Genomic DNA, 1,063 nt, shown 5'->3' with positions numbered 1-1,063 from the left:
TCAGGGGTGGTCATGCGGAACGGCGCGTTGCGACTATAACGCCCCCCGGGGTACGCCGGTCAAGCCATCGAGGCGATTTCGAAGATTTCGTCGGGGCGGGCGATGGCGTCCTGTTCGGCGACGAGCAGCATCTCGTCCGAGCCGAGGGCGTGGGTGCGCTCCAGAACGGCATACATGGTGGCCGCCGTGCGGCTCAGGGCCGCCTGCGGCCCGTCGGTCAGGTAGTGCGCGAGGAAGATGGCCGCGGTCACGTCGCCGCCACCGCGCACCGTCATGGGGAGCATCGGCGTCGTGACGACCCACGCGTCCTCGGCGGTGACGCAGGCCATCTGGATGGTGCCGTCCGGGGTGTCCGAGGTGACGGCGCTGGTGACGAGGACGACAGCCGGGCCCTGCGCGATCAGCTCGCGGGCCGCCGCCACGAGGTCGGCCTGGGTGGAGACCTCCCGCCCCACGAGGAACTCGAGCTCGAACTGGTTGGGCGTGACGATGTCGGCCTTGGGCACGACGTGGTCGCGCATGTACTCGGGGATGCCCTCGCGCACGAAGAAGCCGCGGCCGACGTCGCCCATGACCGGGTCGCAGCAGTAGATGGCTGCGGGGTTGGCGGCCTTGACGCGCGCCACGGCGTCGAGCACCACCTCCCCGACGGCCTCGGCGCCCTGGTAGCCCGAGAGCACGGCGTCGATCGCCGGGAAGGCACCGCGCTCCTCCACGCCGTCGATGACGGCTGCGACGTCGGCCGGCGCGATCAGCGGGCCGCGGGTCGAGCCGTAGCCGGTGTGGTTGGAGAAGGTGACGGTCAGCACGGGGTAGACCTCGTGGCCGAGGCGCTGGAGCGGGAAGACCGCCGCGGAGTTGCCGGCGTGGCCGTAGGCGACGTGGGACTGGATCGACAGGATCTTCACCTTCCTCACGATACTGGCCGGGCACACCCGGGCCGGCAGTCCTCGTCGAGCCCCGGTTCGGCCGCCCGCGCGTGTCAGGATGGGGCCATGAGCGCCATCCCCACGACGACCGTGTCCGAGCTGCCCGACGAGGCCGTCCTCGTCGACGTCCGCGA

At 71.3% G+C, this 1,063-nt stretch carries 1 protein-coding gene; it reads right to left on the bottom strand.

From position 1 onward, the window contains the following. Positions 1–59: 59 nt before the first annotated feature. Positions 60–908: a pyridoxal kinase PdxY gene (pdxY, locus tag ABD194_RS18640; RefSeq protein ID WP_343994268.1), complete on the bottom strand. Its 849-nt coding sequence runs from the start codon at positions 906–908 to the stop codon at positions 60–62. Positions 909–1,063 lie beyond the last annotated feature (155 nt).

This window comes from Terrabacter terrae (assembly GCF_039529575.1).
Classification (GTDB): domain Bacteria; phylum Actinomycetota; class Actinomycetes; order Actinomycetales; family Dermatophilaceae; genus Terrabacter; species Terrabacter terrae.
Note: the sequence above shows the minus strand (reverse complement) of the source record. Positions and strands in the feature narration are given on the sequence as shown.